General features: G+C 69.1%; 14 protein-coding genes. 5 read left to right on the forward strand and 9 right to left on the reverse strand.

Features of this window, described 5'->3' with window-relative positions; translation table 11 throughout:
- Positions 1-24: 24 nt before the first annotated feature.
- Genes ACFYWY_RS31300 through ACFYWY_RS31310 form a run of 3 tightly spaced genes read right to left on the reverse strand, consistent with a single transcriptional unit; the run spans position 25 to position 3,050 of the window.
- Positions 25-1,521: a tripartite tricarboxylate transporter permease gene (locus ACFYWY_RS31300; protein ID WP_389192515.1), complete on the reverse strand. Its 1,497-nt coding sequence runs from the start codon at positions 1,519-1,521 to the stop codon at positions 25-27.
- Between the two features lie 3 nt (positions 1,522-1,524).
- Positions 1,525-2,070, reverse strand: a complete 546-nt coding sequence (locus ACFYWY_RS31305) for a tripartite tricarboxylate transporter TctB family protein (protein ID WP_389192518.1) — start codon at positions 2,068-2,070, stop codon at positions 1,525-1,527.
- Positions 2,067-3,050, reverse strand: coding sequence for a Bug family tripartite tricarboxylate transporter substrate binding protein (locus ACFYWY_RS31310; RefSeq protein ID WP_389192520.1), 984 nt, complete (start codon positions 3,048-3,050; stop codon positions 2,067-2,069). The genes ACFYWY_RS31305 and ACFYWY_RS31310 overlap by 4 nt, the downstream gene beginning before the upstream one ends.
- Positions 3,051-3,315: 265 nt before the next feature.
- Between ACFYWY_RS31310 and ACFYWY_RS31315 the strand changes: the two genes are divergently transcribed.
- Positions 3,316-3,993 (forward strand): response regulator, encoded by a 678-nt coding sequence (locus ACFYWY_RS31315; protein ID WP_389192586.1) that lies wholly within the window; start codon positions 3,316-3,318, stop codon positions 3,991-3,993.
- 148 nt (positions 3,994-4,141) lie between these two features.
- On the opposite strand, the gene ACFYWY_RS31320 is transcribed toward ACFYWY_RS31315, so the two are convergent.
- Positions 4,142-4,948 (reverse strand): class I SAM-dependent methyltransferase, encoded by an 807-nt coding sequence (locus ACFYWY_RS31320; protein WP_389192523.1) that lies wholly within the window; start codon positions 4,946-4,948, stop codon positions 4,142-4,144.
- Between the two features lie 453 nt (positions 4,949-5,401).
- Between ACFYWY_RS31320 and ACFYWY_RS31325 the strand changes: the two genes are divergently transcribed.
- Entirely contained in the window at positions 5,402-6,937 is a 1,536-nt protein-coding gene (locus ACFYWY_RS31325; RefSeq protein ID WP_389192526.1) for a hypothetical protein, read from the forward strand.
- A 124-nt stretch (positions 6,938-7,061) separates the two neighbouring features.
- On the opposite strand, the gene ACFYWY_RS31330 is transcribed toward ACFYWY_RS31325, so the two are convergent.
- A complete protein-coding gene (locus tag ACFYWY_RS31330) occupies positions 7,062-7,664 on the reverse strand; it encodes a TetR family transcriptional regulator (RefSeq protein ID WP_389192529.1) in 603 nt (200 codons plus the stop codon).
- 108 nt (positions 7,665-7,772) lie between these two features.
- Here ACFYWY_RS31330 and ACFYWY_RS31335 point away from each other — a divergent pair, with 108 nt between their 5' ends.
- Entirely contained in the window at positions 7,773-8,570 is a 798-nt protein-coding gene (locus ACFYWY_RS31335) for an SDR family NAD(P)-dependent oxidoreductase (RefSeq protein ID WP_389192532.1), read from the forward strand.
- A gap of 16 nt (positions 8,571-8,586) precedes the next feature.
- Here ACFYWY_RS31335 and ACFYWY_RS31340 read toward each other — a convergent pair whose 3' ends face one another.
- Both ACFYWY_RS31340 and ACFYWY_RS31345 read right to left on the reverse strand, forming a co-directional pair.
- The gene (locus ACFYWY_RS31340; protein ID WP_389192535.1) at positions 8,587-8,844 is read right to left on the reverse strand and encodes a hypothetical protein; all 258 of its coding nucleotides are present in this window, start codon (positions 8,842-8,844) and stop codon (positions 8,587-8,589) included.
- Between the two features lie 187 nt (positions 8,845-9,031).
- Positions 9,032-9,412 carry a winged helix-turn-helix transcriptional regulator gene (locus ACFYWY_RS31345; RefSeq protein WP_389192537.1) on the reverse strand — a complete coding sequence of 127 codons (381 nt, stop codon included), beginning with the start codon at positions 9,410-9,412 and terminating at the stop codon, positions 9,032-9,034.
- Positions 9,413-9,521: 109 nt separating this feature from the next.
- On the opposite strand from ACFYWY_RS31345, the gene ACFYWY_RS31350 reads away from it, so the two are divergent.
- Together ACFYWY_RS31350 and ACFYWY_RS31355 are read left to right on the forward strand one after the other, a co-directional pair.
- Positions 9,522-9,929 carry a RidA family protein gene (locus ACFYWY_RS31350; RefSeq protein ID WP_389192539.1) on the forward strand — a complete coding sequence of 136 codons (408 nt, stop codon included), beginning with the start codon at positions 9,522-9,524 and terminating at the stop codon, positions 9,927-9,929.
- Positions 9,930-10,515: 586 nt separating this feature from the next.
- Positions 10,516-11,427 (forward strand): nitroreductase/quinone reductase family protein, encoded by a 912-nt coding sequence (locus ACFYWY_RS31355; RefSeq protein ID WP_389192542.1) that lies wholly within the window; start codon positions 10,516-10,518, stop codon positions 11,425-11,427.
- Between the two features lie 99 nt (positions 11,428-11,526).
- On the opposite strand, the gene ACFYWY_RS31360 is transcribed toward ACFYWY_RS31355, so the two are convergent.
- Positions 11,527-13,356 carry an Hsp70 family protein gene (locus ACFYWY_RS31360; RefSeq protein WP_389192545.1) on the reverse strand — a complete coding sequence of 610 codons (1,830 nt, stop codon included), beginning with the start codon at positions 13,354-13,356 and terminating at the stop codon, positions 11,527-11,529.
- Positions 13,353-14,753, reverse strand: a complete 1,401-nt coding sequence (locus tag ACFYWY_RS31365; protein WP_389192548.1) for a P-loop NTPase fold protein — start codon at positions 14,751-14,753, stop codon at positions 13,353-13,355. Before ACFYWY_RS31365 ends, ACFYWY_RS31360 begins: the two co-directional genes overlap by 4 nt.
- Positions 14,754-14,903: the final 150 nt, after the last annotated feature.

A 14,903-nucleotide genomic window follows, 5' to 3' on the forward strand; every position in this document is an offset into this window, starting at 1 on the left:
GGTGGGCGGGGAGGGCGTCCTGTGTCATACCGACACGTGACGGCGGCGCATGATCAGCTTCTTCAGCCAGGGCCAGGCCAACAGGACTACGATCACGGCGTACACCGTCACCGAGAACGGCGTGTTGAACAGACCGGTCACGCTTCCGTCGCTGATCTGGAGAGCACGGCGCAGCTGCTGTTCCGCGGCCGGGCCGAGGATGACGCCGATCACCGCCGGCAGCACGGGAAGTCCGTACCGCCGCATGCCGAACCCGATCAGACCGATGATCAGCAGGATCACCAGGTCGAGCGCCTCGCCGCCCACCGCGTACGCGCCGACCGCGGCGAAGAACATGATTCCGGCGTAGAGGTACGGGCGCGGGATGCGCAGCAACTTCGCCCAGAGGGGCGCCAGCGGCAGGTTCAGCGCGAGCAGCAGCACCATGCCGACGAAGAGCGAGGCGATCAGACCCCACACCAGGTCCGGCTCGCGCTCGAACAGCAGCGGCCCGGGCTGGATTCCGTACTGCTGGAAGGCTGCCAGCATCACGGCCGCGACGGCGGTCGTCGGCAGACCGAGCGTCAGCATCGAGACGAGCGTGCCCGCGGCCGAGGCCGAGGCCGCCGACTCCGGCCCGGCCACGCCTTCGATGGCTCCCTTGCCGAACTCCTCCTTGTGCTTGGACAGCCGCTTCTCGGTGACGTACGACAGGAACGTCGGGATCTCCGCGCCGCCGGCCGGGATCGCGCCGAACGGGAAGCCGATGACGGGCCCGCGCAGCCAGGACTTCCAGGTGCGCCTGACATCCGACTTGCCGAGCCAGGGCCGGCCGACCGGGATGGGTTCGCCACTGCTGCGCCGCAGATGGGCCGCGACCCACAGTGCCTCGCCGATCGCGAAGAGTCCGACCGCGACGATGACGACGTCGATGCCGTCGGCGAGCTGGAGCGAGCCGAAGGTGAGCCGCTGCTGGCCGGTCATCTGGTCCAGGCCGACGAGCCCGAGGGTGAGCCCGATGAGCAGGGACGCCAGCCCTCGAATACGGGACGAGCCGAGTACGGACGTCACCGCGATGAAGGCCAGAACCATGATCGCGAAGTAGTCGGGCGCGCCGATGTCGACGGCCAGTTCGGCGACGGTCGGGGCGAGCATGACCAGCAGGATCGTGCCGATCATGCCGCCGGCGAAGTGACCGACGGCGGCGGCCGCGAGGGCCTGTGCGCCGCGTCCGGCTTTCGCCATCGGATTGCCTTCGAGGGCGGCGACCACGGCCGCGCTCTCGCCGGGGGTGTTGAGCAGGATCGATGTGGTGGAGCCGCCGAACATCGCGCCGTAGTAGATGCCGGCGAACATGATGAACGCGCCGGTGGGTTCAAGGCCGTACGTCACCGGCAGCAGCAACGCCACCGCCATCGCGGGGCCGATTCCGGGCAGTACGCCGATCGCGGTGCCGAGCAGTACGCCTATCGCCGCCCAGAGCAGATTGACCGGGGTCAGCGCGGTGCCGAAGCCGTCGAGGAGTGAGTTGAGAGAGTCCATCGGCTAAAGCACTCCCATCAGCGGGCCACCCGGCAGCGGAACACCGAGCAGGTTGTTGAAGACGAAGTAGGTGACCAGGGAGAGGACCGCGGCGATCAGCGGGTCGCGGTGGAGGTGGCGGCTGCCGAGTGCGAAGGCCGCGCCCCAGAAGAGCAGGGCTCCGGCGATCGGGAAGCCGACCGGGCCGATGAGCACGGCGAAGGCGAGGAAGACGCCCGCGAGGAGCAGCACCGTACGCCAGTCGCTCGGCTCGCTGAGGTCGATGTCCTCGCCGCCCTCGGCCTCGCCGCGGCCACCGCGCAGCACGTCGACGGCGAGCAGTACGGCGACGAGCAGCAGGCCGATGCCGACGACGACGGGGACGGTCCTGGGCCCGATGGGCCCGCGCTGTGCGATGTCGACGTCCATCGTCAGCGCGTCCGTCAGGACGAACACGCCGATGACGAACAGCAGGACGCTGACGCCGAGTTCGGAGTGTTCACGCAGCCATTCCTGCCAGGAGCGGCGCGGGGCGGGGGATTCGGTCTCTGCTTCCGTCTCTGTCGTCACAGCCCGAGCTCCTTCAGCACCGAGTCCACGCTCTTGTCCTGCTCTTCGAGGAAGTCACCGAACTTGTCGCCGGTGAGGAAGGCGTCGTCCCAGCCGTTCTTCTTCAGCGACTCCTTCCACTGGGGAGAGTCGTGCAGCTTCTCGACTAGGCCGATGAGCTTGTCGCGCTCGGCGTCGGAGAGGCCGGGCGGAGCGACGACGCCGCGCCAGTTGGTGAAGTCGGTGTCGAGTCCGGCCTCGCGCAGGGTGGGGGCGTCGAGGCCCGGGACCCGCTCGGGGCCGGTGACCGCGAGCAGCCGCAGCTCGCCCGACTTGATCTGGTCGAGGTACTCGCCGACGCCGGAGACGCCGAAGGCGACCTTGTTGCCGAGGATGGAGGCGAGGAGCTCGCCGCCGCCGTCGAAGGGGATGTAGTTGACGGTCTTGGGCGCGATCCCGGCGGCCTGCGCCATCAGCATGGGCGCGAGATGGTCGGGCCCGCCGGGCGAGGACCCGCCACCGACCGGCAGCTTGCCGGGGTTCTTCTTCCAGGCCACGAGCAGGTCCTGGATGGTCTTGTACGGGGAGTCCTTGCTGACGACCACGATGTCCTGCTCTTCGGTGAGCCGGGCTATCGGGGTGGTGTCGGCGAGGGTCTTGGGCGACTTGTTGGTGTGTACGGCGCCGACGACGCCGAGGCCCATGGACATGGCGAGCCTGCCGTTGCCGTGCTCGCCGACGAGACGGGCCAGACCGACGGTGCCGCCGGCGCCCGGCAGGTTGAACACCTCGATGTTGTGGGTGAGTTCGGCGTCCTCGGCGTTCTTGGCTGCCGTACGGGCGGTGATGTCGTAGCCGCCGCCGGGCGTATTGGGGACCATGAAGCGCAGGCCGGGGATCTGCGTGCCGGTGTCGGAACCGCTGCCTGCGGTGAGCAGCGGCGGCCCCACGAGCACCAGCAACGCCGCCCCGAGCAGGGCGAGGGGAGTGCGCAATCGCACGCGAGCCGCCTTTCGAAGGAGAGTGGGAAAGGTGTGAAGTGGCCCACATGTTGCCTGCGTGTTAAGAAGCTGTCTCTCTTCCGGAATCAACGGACGTTGTGGTCCTTGTGGTCGCGGCCTAGCGTGTCGGCGTGATGCTGTGCTCTCCCGGGGTCCAACCCCCGGACCCTCCCCCTCCGCCCTTCGGGCATGGGGGGACCCCCAGGCCGACAAGCAGGGCCGCAAGGCTGGGCGGACCGTCCTCGCGAGGTGAATCCCAGTGAACGTGCTGGTGGTGGACGACGACTTCATGGTCGCCAAGCTGCACAGCCGCTATGTGTCCGCGACGGAGGGCTTCACGGTCGTCGGGGTGGCTCACAGCGGCGCCGAAGCGCTGCGCGCGGCCGAGCGGCATCGGCCGGATCTCGTACTGCTGGACATCTATCTGCCCGATATGGACGGGATCAACGTGCTGCGCGAGCTGCGTGCGGCGGAGGAGCGCGACGGGCGTGCCTCCGTGGACGCCCTGTTCATCACGGCCGCGCGGGATGCGGGCCTGGTGCGGGCGGCCCTGCGTGCGGGCGCCCTCCACTACCTGATCAAGCCCTTCACCCAGGCGGCGCTGCAGGAACAGCTGCGGCATGTGGCCTCGCTGCGGTCCCGCTTCGACCGGCTGGGCGAGGCCCGCCAGGAGGACGTCGACCAGATCTTCGGCACCCGTCCGCCGGGGTCACGCGAACTCCCCAAGGGTCTGGCGGCACACACCGCGGAACTGGTGGAACGGATCCTGCGGGAGCACCCGGGCGAGGACCTGTCGGCCTCGGAGTGCGCGGAGGCGGGCTCCCTGTCCCGGGTCAGCGCGCGCCGGTATCTGGAGTACTTCGCGGAGACGGGGCGGGTGGAGGTGACCCTGCGGTACGGGGGGACGGGGCGGCCGGAGCGGCGGTACCGGCGGATCGGCTGAGGTGGCTCGGAGCGGGCCTGGACCGCCGAGGGTGCCGAGACATCGGCGACACCGAGGCGAACGAGCACCTCGAGACGCCCAAGGCCATGTTCATGGCGGCAGCGCGCGCCGGCCTCACCTCCGCCTGAAAGGCCTGGCCGCGGCAGGGTCAGACGACCCGGTCGGGCCCGGGGTGGCGGACCCGGAGCTTCGACTGGCCGTGCGGCAGTCGCTCCCAGTCGTCCATGAAGCCGGCGACGAGGCCGTGCTTCTCTGCCAGCCGGATCAGCGTCTCCGTGCGGTAGTAGTAGTCCTCGCCGAGCACCTGGTGCTCGGCGCCCTCAGTGCGGTCGTAGGTGAAGTCGAAGAAGCCGCCGGGGGCCAGCACCCGTCCGACGTGCGAGAGGCACTCGTCGATGACCTCCAGCGGTGAGTGCGAGAACACGCTGTGCGCGTGCACCACCGTGAACCAGGCATCGGGAAGGAAGTCCAGCGTCAGGTTCTCGACGGGCGTCAGATACGGCATCTTGTCCTGGAGGCCGTAGTGGACCACGGTCTTCTTGGCCTCGACGAGGATGTCGGGCGAGATGTCGATCCCGACGTAGTGGCCCGGCTCCAGGTGCTCGATGAACCGCCACCCGGCCCGCAGGTTGCCGCACCCGATCTCCAGCATCCGGTCCTGCGGCTTCAGCCCGTGCCGCACCAGGTAGTCGTACTGCAGCTGTCCGATCGCGAGCCAGCGGTCGTGCGACGGCGCGCCGCCGACGGCCGCCTCCGGGCTCCTCGCCGTGTCCGACGCCATGACCGCCCGGTAGTACGCGATGTGACTCCCGCGGTGCCGGAACCGGAGCCAGCTGTCCCGGCCCGCCCGTCGCAGGTAGGGCAGCACGCGTCGCGGGTACCGCAACGCGTAGCGCACCTTGTGCCCGAGCGTTGAACGGTTCCTCGACAGGCGCGGAGCGGGTGTCTTGTGCATGACGGCCTCCGGTGCCATCCGTGGGCTGCCCCTGCGCGGATGCTAACCAGGGGGGACACGACGCGCTGCTCGCGCCGCCGGCCCGGCGCGTACTGCAGCCCGTACTGCTGCCGCCCGTACTGCTGCCCGTACTCCCTGCCTGTACACCCTGCCCGTCCTGCTGCCCGTACACCCTGCCCGTCCTGCTGCCCGTAGTCCAAGCCGTACTCCCACCCGTACTGCTGCCCGTACTCCTGCCCCTACGCCTTGCGTCCGCGCGTCCGCGCGCACTCCGCCGCCCGGGTCTGCCGGGACCGGCCGGGCCCAGCACGGGAAATCGCCGTCTCACTCGTTCGGGAAAGCTGTTCGGCCGAGTGCCGCGCCCGCCTGGCCGCCCGCCGCGACCAGCCACAGCGTGAAGGGGACAGGCTGGGGGAAACCGTCCCCCGCCGTACCGTCGAGCGAGGCCAGAGCATGCTGGGATCACGCTTGACCGTCGGCTCGCAGGTCGGCGTGCCGCACGATGCGCGTGAAGAGACGCGGCGGCACGGAGCGCGCGCCCCACGTGCCGGGGCGGCCGGACGCCCGCTGCTATGGCTGGCGGCCGTCTCCGGCGCCTTCACACTCACCCAGCTCGTCCTGGTGGTGCCCGGCCTGGGACTCGGCTGGGACGAGACCGTGTACGTCAGCCAGGTCAGCCCGCATGCCCCCGCGGCCTTCTTCAGTGCGCCCCGGGCCCGGGGCATCACCTTCCTCGTCGCTCCCGAAGCGACGCTGACCACCTCCACCGAGGCGCTCCGCATCTACCTGGCCGTGCTGGTCGGCTGCGGGCTGTTCCTCGCGCTGTGGGTATGGCGGCGGCTGCTGCCTGCTCCCGTGCTCGCGGTCGCCGGGGCTCTGTTCGCGAGCCTGTGGGTCACGATGTTCTACGGCCCGCAGGCGATGCCCAACCTCTGGGTCGCCTACGGGGCGCTCACGGCTGTCGGCTGCTTCCTGCGCGCCGCCCGGGACCCCGGTGACCACCGGGCACTGATCGGCCTGGGCGCGGCGGTGGCGTTCGTCGCGCTGATGCGTCCGTCCGACGCGGTGTGGCTGGCCCTGTCGCTCGCCGTGGCGGCCGTGCTGATGCGTGCTGGGCGTCGGCCGCTGTTGCTCGTCGTGCTTGCGGCGGGCACGGCCCTGGGCTGCGCCGAGTGGATCATCGAGGCGTACGTCCGTTACGACGGCCTCTTCGCGCGGCTACGGCGAGGCAGCGAGATCCAGGGCCACTTGGGCTGGCACGTCGCCATTGACGACCACGTGCGCGCACTGGGCGGGCGCGCCCTGTGCCGGCCTTGCGACGTGCCCTGGCGGCATCCCCTCACCGCCCTCTGGTTCTTCGCGCTGCCCTTGCTCGTCGCGGGCGGTGTGTGGACCGCGGCCCATACCCGCCACCGCGCGGAGATCGTCCTCGCGACCGTGGTCGGACTGGCACTGGCCGCGCCCTATCTGTTCACCGTCGACTACGCGGCGCCGCGCTTCCTGCTGCCGGCGTACGCCTTGCTGGCCCTGCCCGTGGCGCAATGCCTGCTCGGGGCCTGGCGCGCGGGGCCACGGCGGCGCCCGGCCGCCGTCGCCCTCGTCGCCGTGGCCGTTGCCGCACACCTCGCGATCCAGTACCGCGTGCTGGACGGGATCGTGAACCGCGTACGCGCGGACACAGCAGCCATCACCCGCATCGCCGCCGAACTGCGCGCACAGGGCGTACGCCCGCCCTGCCTGATCACCGGGGAGGAAGCGATCCGCGTCGCCTTCCGCACCGGCTGCGCCTCCCGCCAGCCCACCGGCCACGACGCCAGCATCACGCCGGAGGGCCTGGCGGGCTCGGCGCTCCGCAACCCGGTCGCGATCCTGCACTCCGGCGACCGACACCCACCGCCGTACGCCCGCCTCTGGCGCGTCCACCCACTCCCGGACCTGGGCCCCCGGACCGACTACCGCGCCTACCTGTCCCCTACGGCGTCCCCCTGACCGACAGGTCAGGTCGGCCTCGTTCCACTGCTCGCCGGTGGTGGTGCACCTTGGCCCCTTCGATCAAGGCCGGATCCCGCGGAAGAGGGCGGCGGCACAGGTCCTCGGCGGCAACTGCGGCGTCCTATCCGCGTACCGCAGCAACCGCCTCATCGAAGACCTGTTCCATGTCGACCGTCCCGTTGCTGCGGACCCAGGTTTCCGTTGCGATGGCGGAGCAGGCCAGGGCGCAGGCGACGAGCGCGCGGGCCCGCATCTCGGTCATGGGGTCCGCCGCGGCACCCAGTCGTCTGGCGATGTCCGGCACGAGCAGGTCCATCCACTGCTGCTGTTTGTCCAGCTGACGCGCCCGGAGAGAGGGCGATGCGTGGAGCATGCTGGTGATCTTGAGGAATTCCTCCGGCGAGTACGGGAGCGACTCAAAGAGTGTCTTGAGGGCCGCCCGGAGCGCTTCCCACGGGGGCTCGTCCGCCGGACGGGCTTCCAGTGCGGCCTGCAGGACCCTGCCGCTTTCTGCGTGGTCACCCAGCACGATGTCTTCCTTCGTGCCGAAGTAGCGGAACAGCGAGCGCCGCGAAATGCCAATCTCGCCCGCGATCTGCTCCATGGTCGTGGCCTCGAAACCGCGCTCGAGGAACAGCCTCATCGCGGTGGCAACGATCTCGGCCTGCACTGCTCGCCGGGTGCGCTCTCGCAGTCCGGCCGGGCGGCCCTCGTGATCGTTCATGGGTAAGGAGCCTACCACCTTCTACACCGAGTGCCCATATTGACACCGGGTGACAGTTTAGGCTTACAGTGCCACCATCAGCGTATCCGCCGTCTTCCGGGAGCAGCCATGAGCGCCGTCGACTACCGCGGTCAGACCACCCTCATCACCGGTGCCAGCGCCGGCATCGGTACAGAGTTCGCCCGCCGGCTCGCCCAGCGCGGATCGCACGTCATCCTCGTCGCCCGGCGCCAGGAACGGCTCGACAAGCTGGCCGCCGAACTCACCGCGGCCCACGGCGTCCAAACCACGGTCATACCGCTCGACCTGAGCCTGCCCGCCGCGGGGCAGACCCTCGCCGAGGAGGTGGCGCGGCGCGGCCTGACCGTGACGAGCGTCGTGAACAACGCAGGGTTCGGCACCTTCGGGCCGTTCCATCGAGAGGACCCGCAACGCCTGCGGGAGGAGATCAGCGTCGACGTCGCCGGCGTCATCGACATCAGCCGGGCGTTCATCGAGCCGCTGCGGACCGCCGGCACAGGGGTGCTGATCAATGTCGCGAGCATGGCCGCGTACTTGCCCGTCCCCAACATGGCCGTCTACGCGGCGGCCAAGGCCTTCGTGCTGAGCTTCACCGAGGCCCTGTGGCAGGAGTCCCGTGGCACCGGGCTGCGCGTGCTCGCACTGTCTCCCGGCGCGACCAGCACCGAGTTCTTCGACGTCATCGGTACGGATGCCGCGGACGGCGGCTCCAAACGCCAGTCCCCTGGGGAGGTCGTGGCGACGGCGCTGCGGGCCCTCGACCGCCGCACACCACCGCCGAGCGTCGTCTCCGGCCGGCTCAACCGCGTGATGGCGAGCCTGGGCCGGGGGTTGAGCAGGCGTCGTGCGGTCCTGCTCATGGGATCCATGACAGCCGCACCCTAGCTCTGCACAGTCGTGGTCAGGTGTCTTCGGGATCCAGCTCGAAGGTGAAGTAGATGCTCAGGCAGTAGGGCTCGTCCTCGTCGTGGAAGAAATCCCACGACACGTCTGACAGGCGGATGCTCTGTTCCCGCACCCACTCATGGGCTTTCTTGAAGGCTTCCGCGGCAGTTGCGGCGGGGAACAGCTTCCTGGCCATGGGATGCACCCCGGTCTCGGCGTCCGAGTCGTCGAAGCCCTCCGGAACGTCCAGACAGAAGTTGGGATCGAGCACCATGGAGTGCGCCCTTTCCAGTCGGTTTACCAGTACGAGTCGACAGAGGTTGCCCTCTGAGCGCGACACCCGGTAAGACCGCCGCACACCCGGAAGGGTTGCTTCTGCCGACCACGCGGCGGTGCCACAGCGGTGCGCGCGCCCGCACAGGCATCCGCGCAGATCAACTGGCAGCCGAGTGCTCAATGCGTCAGTCGTCGAAGCGGTGGCGGGAGGCCTCGATGTGACCGAGGTACAGGTGGGTCCAGTCGCACAGTCCGTCGATCGTCACCCGCAGGGCCTGGCCCGGCTCGGTGAGGGTGTACTCGACCCGCGGCGGCACGACGGGGTGCACCTTCCGCTCGATCAGACCGTTGCGCTCCAGCATGCGCAGGTTCTGGGTGAGCATCTTGTGGCTGATGCCCTCGATCTCGTTCCGCACCTCGCTGAAGCGCAGGGTGCGTTCACCGAGAGACTCGATGATCAGGAGCGCCCACTTGTTGGCGACGTCCGAGAAGATCTCCCGCGCCAGAGAGTCCGCGCGCCTCACGTCCGCATCCTCGGGCGCGCCGCTGAACTGCTTGGTCACCATCAGGTTCCCCAGTCACTGAAAAGTGCGTTCTTCCATGTCAGCGGCCACTCTCCTACGGTTTCCGAGTAACCGCAAGAGAGCGGCTCTCATAGCAATGGAGGCAGACAGCATGGCCATCACCCTGGTGAACCCCAACGGATTGCCGGAAATCGACGCCTACCGGCAGGTGTCGATCGCGACCGGCTCGAAGCTGGTCTTCATCGCCGGGCAGGTCGCCTGGGATGCCGATGGGGTCAACGTCGGCGAAGGTGACCTCGCCGCTCAGGTCGAGCAGTGCTACGTCAACATCGGCACCGCCCTGGCCGAGGTCGGCGGCTCCTTCGACGACGTGGCGAAACTGACCGTCTATGTCGTCGACTGGACCCCCGACAAGATGCCCCTGCTCATGGAGGGGCTCGGTCGGGCGGCCGCGAAGCTGGGGGTCACCGCGACACCCCCTGCCTCGCTGCTGGGCGTCGCGGCACTGGACGTACCCGACCATCTGGTCGAGGTCGAAGCCACCGCCGTCCTCGACTGAACAGGCGCTCGTCGCCCGGGGCTGCCTTAGCCCGGCGTCCGCCGCAGCGCGGGCGCCGGGCCGGATCTGTCCCCGTCCGCGCTGCGGTTGCTGCGACGGGAACTTTCCGCCCGGCGTCGCGGATCGGGACCCGGTGGCGACAATTGACCTGCGGTCGCCAGGGGCTGATGCCTCCGCGTTGACAGGCAACTACGCGCTGGTTGTAATGGTGCGCGTGTCGCGTGACACCGGCCAAAGAGCAGTGGGCAGGCCGGTGATCGGGCGCGCACCATTCACCAAGGGGCCATGCCATGAGTTCATACTCCGCAACCTGCGCCTGACGTAAGCGCGTCCGCGCGTCGTCCCTTGTCCTCCGCGGTGTCCTGCACCGCCGTGTGACGTCAGTACGCCTTGCCTCCCGGGCAGCCGCCGCATACCGGCGCCCCCGCCGCTCCACGGCTGCGCGTGCTCGACGATCGATGTCCGTCTCCGGGCAAGGGCTCATGCGCGGTCACTTCGCGCTGCGCTCAGCACTGTCATCCGCCATCCCGCGGTCATCCACCAACACCGCGGACCGCGCACTCTTCTCCTGGAGATTCGAGACCGTATGCCCACGCCTTTCAACCAATCCGTCATCGACGAGTTCAGAGCCAACAGAGGAAAGGTCGGTGGTCCCTTCGAGGGCGGCGACCTACTCCTGCTGACCACCACCGGCGCGAAGTCGGGGAAGCAGCACACCACTCCCCTTGGCTACGTTCACGACGGCGACCTGCTGCTGGTCGTCGGGTCCAACCTCGGCGCGCCAAGTCATCCCGCCTGGTACCACAACGTGCTCGCTCATCCCCTGGTGCAGGTGGAGATCGGCGCCGAGTCGTTCGAAGCGATCGCCGTCCCCGCCGAGGGCGCCCGCCGCGAGCGGCTGTTCGCACAGGTCGTGCGCACGGCGCCCGGATATGGCGACTACCAGAGCCAGACCACCCGTGCCCTGCCGGTAGTAGTGCTGGAGCGGGCGGCCGAGCCCGAGGCGGGAGGGGTCCCCCGCGAGGTCACCAACCTCGCGGACAAGCTGATAGAGGTTCACACCTGGCTACGCGCGCAGCTGCGGCACGTGCGCGCCGAGGCCGACGCCCACTTCGCCGCGCAGGCGGCCCACGACGGCCCCGGCGAGCCGCCGGTGCCAGGGCTCGGCCTGCAGATCCGGCAGCACTGCCTCGCGTTCTGCCAGACCCTGGAGTTCCACCACACCAGCGAGGACGGGCACCTGTTCCCCGCGATCGCGACTCACCACCCCCACCTGCGCGACGCCCTCGACCGGCTCCGCAACGAACACCAGACGGTCAGCCGCGTCCAGGGCGAACTCCTCGCCCTGCTGGCCGACATCGGCGCCGCCGACCCCCGGCGTTTCCGCACGGAGCTGGACCGGATGTCGCAGGAACTGACGGCGCACCTCGACTACGAGGAGGAGTCGCTCCTCCCCGTGCTGGCCGAGATCCCATGGCCCCCGGCGCCGGCTGCCTGAGGCCCCGCTCAGCCCCTGCCTGAGGAGGCCCCGTCTCCGGGGGCGGAGAAGTGACTCACCGCCCCCGGATCCCGATGGGTCGCAGGAGAGTTGGAAGCATCAGAAGACGAAGCGCTCGATCTCCACCGCCCGGGCGTCCATCTGTACCGTGATCGCCTCGGCGACCTGTTCGACCAGCCGGGTCACCTCCCCCGGCTCCAGCTCCGCCGTCTCCAGCATCTTCTGAAGGCGCCAGCGCGCCAGCTGCTCGACGCCCTTGGCGCCGCCCACGACCACGGCTCCGGCCGCCGCGACGGTCGCCGCCCCTGCGAGCAGCGGGAAAGCGCCTGACTTACGGAGCACCTGCACGGCGCCGTGCAGCAAGAAGCCGCCGCCCTGGCCGAGCTCCGTGGCCGCTGCGAGGACCCCCTGCGAGAAGCCGACGGTGCGCCAGATGGTGCGTATCCGCGCCTTCATCGTGCTGCTGACGATGTCCGGCAGGGTGAGATCGAGCTGGAACCGGTCGTCCCTGACACCGTAGGAGCGGCAGATCTCCAGTACGAGGGGGGTCAGGGAGGACTCCAGAGAGACCCGCAGCCGACGAAAGACGTCGTCCATCCCGGCCATTTCACGGATCAGCTCGTCCAGCAGTTTCGCGGGCTTCGTGCTCCCCTCCAGTTCCCGCTCCAGGCGCTCCCGCAGCACGGCTCTGACCTCGTCGAACGAGGCGAGCAACGCATCGCGGATCAGCTTGTTGAATGCGGGCCGGTCCTTGAGCGCCCGGATGTCCTGCCGGAAACTCTCCACCCCCACCCGGTGTCGTCCGGTGCTGGCGAGGCCCCGGGCCACCGTGAAGGCGGGTTGGCGGTCGTTCTCCACGATGGCCTCCGGGAAGGCCTCGGCGCAGACCTCGCGGACCACGGGCATCCGGGAGCCGCCGCCGGTGAGCACGATCAGCTGGGGGCCGACCGGGCCGAGCCGTTCCCGGACGTCGGCGATGACGGCCCGGAAGGCATCGGCCCAGCCGCCGGGCGCGGCGACGACCTGCTCCGGGATCTCCACCGCACGCAGCCAGCCCCGCCCCTTGTCGATGATCGGCGCGAACCGTTCTTCGCAACCGGAGCGCATGCGGCGGAAGTTGTCCTCGTCGGCGTTGTCGCGCGAGAACTGCATCTCCTTCACGCGGCGGCACACGAGCAGCAGCATCTCCCTCCCTCCGGGCGCGCGCAGCGCGGCCATGAACTCCGTGTCCTCCGCGCAGGCCGCCTGCACCCGCTCGGCGAGTTCCTCGTCGATCTGGCGGCAGCCCAGGGATGACCCCACCGGGAGATTGCGCGGCACCAGGTCGTCCACGAAAGTGAAGTCGGTGGTGGACGATCCGACGTCCACGATGAGCACTTCGCGCAGGCTGTGGCTGTCGTACTCGCCCTCGCGGTGCTCGGCCCGGCGGTCCCGGACGTGGACCAGCGCCGACTGCGATTCGGGCATCAGGTGCACCGGCACATCGAGGGTGCCGAAGTGCCGTCCGTATGCGGCGACGGACTCGGGGGCCCATCCGGCCGGGTGCCCGACGTAGACCACGCACTTGTGCCGGACCTCGGGGCGGGTGGCGAAGAACTCGCCGAGCAGCGCCTGGGCGAACAGCACCGCCTCCGGTGGCGCCAGGTCCAGCGGATCGGGCAGGATCTTGAAGTTGACACTGAAGTGGAGGCAGTTGTCGGACAGCACGGCTTCCTCGCCGATGACGAGGCGGTTGGCCTCGTCCAATCCGCCGCGCTTGCGTGCGGTCGCCGTGATGACGCTCTTCTCCTGGGTGGCCCGTTGGAAGACCTTGGCCCCATCCCGGATGTGCGCAACGTCCGTCGGCAGCCAGCACAGGGCGCTTTCGCCGTCGCCGATGTCGAGCCCGATGACGTAGCGGGCATCGCGCTCGGCGCCCGGAGCGCTCATGACTGGTCGTCCGGCGCCGAGGGCAGCCCGCCGGTGACCGTGAGGACCTCGGTCAGCAGCCTGAGCTCGTCCGCAGTGGGTGGCGGCGGGAAGTTGAAACCGTCGCGGTGTGTGGATACGGCCGCCATCAGCCGTCGTACCCCCGGATTTTCCTTGTCGACGACCTCGTCCCGCCCGCCAAGCCCCGCTTTTCGCGCCTCTGCCTCATCGAATCGGTTCCAGATTCCTGGATCTTCCTGAAGGATGAGAAAGAAGGCGGGGTGCAGCATGCGCAGGGTCAGCAGAACGCCTGCGTGCAGCAGCCGCCGGAGCGACGGCGGGTGGTGCAGTGCGAGCGTGGCGGCCGTCAGATTCAGACCGTTGATGAAACGGCGTACCCGGCGTGGATTGGCTCCGAAGGCGACCTGGATCATTTCCCACAGTTCACCCGAGTCCGCCAGTTCCTGGGGGCGGATCTCCGTCCGCAACTGACGGTAGAGAGCCTCGAACGGTACTCCGGGCAGGTGGTACGGAAAGTGGATCAGCTTTTCCAGATACTGCCGGCCTCTGACCAGGTCCGGTAAATCGCCACCAAGTTTTCGGGCCGCTGCCTCCGTGATCACCTGCTGGTCCATGGCTAGCACGAACACGCACGACGCCTCCCCGAGAAACAGCTTGAGGGAGTCCAGCACCGTGATCGCCGCGTCCTGTGTGCACCGGTCGAGGTCGTCGACGAACAGCACCAGCCGTCCGCCGTCGGTGTAGCTGCGGACGACGTCCCTGAAGTCCTCCTCGAAGTGGTTGACGTGCAGGTATGCCTGCATGTTCGGCGCGGCAAGCGCGTCCTGGAAGCGATCGACGTCCTCCGCCGCGAGGATGCCTCCCGTGAGCGGCCCGGTTGCCCTGCGGGCAAGCAGCCAGGCGGCGGCCTGGCTCAGCCGCCGCACCGTGGCCAGCGCCTCGGCCATGCGGTCCCGCCACGGTTCCTCGCCCGCTGCCCGGCGCTTCTCCAGGTCGCTGGCTATCTCGGTGAGAACCGTTTGGATGAGCGCGTGCCAGATCTCGTCCTTCTGGTCGTACTTCCACGGATTGAACCAGATCGTGGGCACGTTCTGTTCTCTCAGGAGATCGCGGCAGACGTTCATGAAGCTCGACTTGCCCATGCCCCAGGGTCCGAAGATCCCCACAGTGAGCGGAAGGTCATCGGTTCCCTGTAACGCGTCGCACAGGACGCGGGCGTGCGAGACAAATCCGAAATGATCGTGCGCCGTCCCATGGATGGCATTGTCAGAAAGCAACGGAAGATTCTTCATCGGCGTCCCCCTCTTCGCACCGACCGGAACAGGATCCCATCGTCCCTTACGGACATGTGCGGAAGGAGGGATTTGCGAGGATCGCCGAACTCGCACCGGGCACACCCCGTTCTGGCCACTGGCTGAGCCCGGCGGCGCGGCGCCCTGTCTTCCTGAGCCCCCACTTAGCGCCTCCTTAAAGCGAGCATAAGGATCGCCATCACCCCCTCCCAGCAGGCGATTTCGCGGCTGTGAGCGGCTAGCTTGCTGATCGCC

It is taken from the genome of Streptomyces sp. NPDC002870 (assembly GCF_042888505.1).
GTDB lineage: Bacteria > Actinomycetota > Actinomycetes > Streptomycetales > Streptomycetaceae > Streptomyces.

What these genes read in the sequence shown, in the direction of transcription:
- ACFYWY_RS31300 (WP_389192515.1), bottom strand. Translation starts at nt 1,521, where the DNA reads ATGGACTCTCTCAACTCACTCCTCGACGGCTTCGGCACCGCGCTGACC.
- ACFYWY_RS31350 (WP_389192539.1), top strand. Translation starts at nt 9,522, where the DNA reads ATGGCCATCACCCTGGTGAACCCCAACGGATTGCCGGAAATCGACGCC.
- ACFYWY_RS31340 (WP_389192535.1), bottom strand. Translation starts at nt 8,844, where the DNA reads ATGGTGCTCGATCCCAACTTCTGTCTGGACGTTCCGGAGGGCTTCGAC.
- ACFYWY_RS31360 (WP_389192545.1), bottom strand. Translation starts at nt 13,356, where the DNA reads ATGAGCGCTCCGGGCGCCGAGCGCGATGCCCGCTACGTCATCGGGCTC.
- ACFYWY_RS31335 (WP_389192532.1), top strand. Translation starts at nt 7,773, where the DNA reads ATGAGCGCCGTCGACTACCGCGGTCAGACCACCCTCATCACCGGTGCC.
- ACFYWY_RS31320 (WP_389192523.1), bottom strand. Translation starts at nt 4,948, where the DNA reads ATGCACAAGACACCCGCTCCGCGCCTGTCGAGGAACCGTTCAACGCTC.
- ACFYWY_RS31325 (WP_389192526.1), top strand. Translation starts at nt 5,402, where the DNA reads ATGCTGGGATCACGCTTGACCGTCGGCTCGCAGGTCGGCGTGCCGCAC.
- ACFYWY_RS31355 (WP_389192542.1), top strand. Translation starts at nt 10,516, where the DNA reads ATGCCCACGCCTTTCAACCAATCCGTCATCGACGAGTTCAGAGCCAAC.
- ACFYWY_RS31330 (WP_389192529.1), bottom strand. Translation starts at nt 7,664, where the DNA reads ATGAACGATCACGAGGGCCGCCCGGCCGGACTGCGAGAGCGCACCCGG.
- ACFYWY_RS31345 (WP_389192537.1), bottom strand. Translation starts at nt 9,412, where the DNA reads ATGGTGACCAAGCAGTTCAGCGGCGCGCCCGAGGATGCGGACGTGAGG.